The 877-nt window shown below is 44.5% G+C and carries 2 tRNA genes and 1 rRNA gene; all 3 read right to left on the reverse strand.

Features of this window, described 5'->3' with window-relative positions:
- Positions 1-339: 339 nt before the first annotated feature.
- Positions 340-415: transfer RNA gene (locus L5L98_RS22250), tRNA-Ala, on the reverse strand.
- Positions 416-553: 138 nt separating this feature from the next.
- A tRNA-Ile gene (locus L5L98_RS22255) sits at positions 554-630 on the reverse strand.
- 70 nt (positions 631-700) lie between these two features.
- Positions 701-877, reverse strand: a 16S ribosomal RNA gene (locus tag L5L98_RS22260); the annotation flags it as partial.

The following is an 877-nucleotide window of genomic DNA, read 5'->3' on the forward strand; positions in this document are numbered from 1 at the left end:
CATCTGCGCCGCATTGCGACCAGCTTGGTTTTACTTGTCTCACTTCTGACCAAAGAAGTGGACGCGCCTTAGACGTAAACTATTCAATAAAGAATAATTTACTTTTGAATATTCAAGACACTTAATAAAGTGTTTGAGAACTCATGTTCAATGCTTGCGCATTAAACGTTTTGTAATTAATTACATGACAGACTCATGCAATTAAATACTATCAGCTTTCCAAATTGTTAAAGAGCGGGCTTAAAAAAGCCAAAGATAATTTTTAAGTTTATCTTTGGCATCTCTATCCATAGTGCATATGCCTTATTACTTTGCAATAAAGTCAGAATAAGGTGTAAATGGTGGAGCTATGCGGGATCGAACCGCAGACCTCCTGCGTGCAAGGCAGGCGCTCTCCCAGCTGAGCTATAGCCCCATTTACATGCAGTGCGAGTAAGTAAGATGTTCCAAGCCTCTAAAAGGATTGGTTTGCCAAATCGAGTTATCCGCGGCAAATTAACGCGACGTTTAGTTCACTAAACGAGTGTTAATTTAACAAAGGAGAACGAAGATTTGGTGGGTCAGAGTGGACTTGAACCACCGACCTCACCCTTATCAGGGGTGCGCTCTAACCAGCTGAGCTACAGACCCATCTTTTACTCTTTCTTCTATCAAGCAAATCTGTGTGAACACTCAACAAACATTAAGTTAGTCGTATAGGTAAGGAGGTGATCCAGCCCCAGGTTCCCCTAGGGCTACCTTGTTACGACTTCACCCCAGTCATGAACCACAAAGTGGTGAGCGCCCCCCCGAAGGTTAAGCTACCCACTTCTTTTGCAGCCCACTCCCATGGTGTGACGGGCGGTGTGTACAAGGCCCGGGAACGTATTCACCGTGG

It is taken from the genome of Shewanella sp. SM23 (assembly GCF_025654295.1).
GTDB lineage: Bacteria > Pseudomonadota > Gammaproteobacteria > Enterobacterales > Shewanellaceae > Shewanella > Shewanella oncorhynchi.